Here is an 838-nt window from a genome sequence, read left to right on the forward strand (position 1 = left end):
TGGTGGCAACGGGATGGCTGTGCACGATCGCCACCAGCGTGCCGCTGTCTTCGGCCTGCGCATAGTCCTCGGGGCTCATGATAAAATGATCCTGTGGTGCCTGTGCCAGATTGCGGCAAGGCACGTAGCGTTGCCGCTGTTGATTGTGCACGACCACGCCGCACGCTTCGCGCGGATATTCTTGCTCAGCATGGGCGAGGATCGCGCTGACGATCAAATTTCCCAGTTTCACGTTATTACCTCTTAATCAGTGCCGACCCCGGAAAGCCGCCAAACGGCAATTCGGCCGCTTCACCAAAACGCGGTTTGCAGCCGGTGGAAAGCAGCCCGGAGCACTCATCCTTTGCCGGATCATCGACCGGATTGCCGTCAATGTCGAAATAACGCGATCCGGTGTAACACAGGATGCGCCGCGATACTGTCCGCGTGCGCACCAGGTACACAGGCTGTGAATCTGCCGGGTGGGGATCATGATCCCCTGCAAATCAGCCGGTGAGGAGAGATTGAACGTAACCGATTCGTTGTCCTCATTGGCTTTACTGTCGATGTACCAGACTTCCAGCCGCTCTTGCGTCGGGTCAGCGCTGTGGTTGCCATTAGGGAAATTGCGCGCATCCAGATAATGAGCAAAGGTGGTATGAATCCGCACGGTGGCCTGCGCCAGATTTTGATAGACCAGACACAACGCGGTGATGGTGCCGTCGATATTGCCGACCGCCAGCGTGGGCGTGGGAGCACTGCCATCGCTGGTCATTTCCAGCCCCTCAATATGCGTCGGCCACGCTTTGTACTCTTTTCCCTGCCACCAGAGGGATTTTGCCGGGAGTTTATTCTCATC

1 protein-coding gene and 1 pseudogene are annotated in these 838 nt (G+C 57.2%); both read right to left on the reverse strand.

Translation table 11 applies throughout. The features are described from left to right. On the reverse strand, positions 1–232 hold a 232-nt coding region (locus J5224_RS31485; RefSeq protein WP_413544755.1), incomplete at its 3' end, for a C40 family peptidase. A 4-nt stretch (positions 233–236) separates the two neighbouring features. Further along, positions 237–838: pseudogene (locus J5224_RS31490) on the reverse strand (phage minor tail protein L); the annotation flags it as partial.

Source organism: Candidatus Symbiopectobacterium sp. NZEC135 (assembly GCF_025962695.1).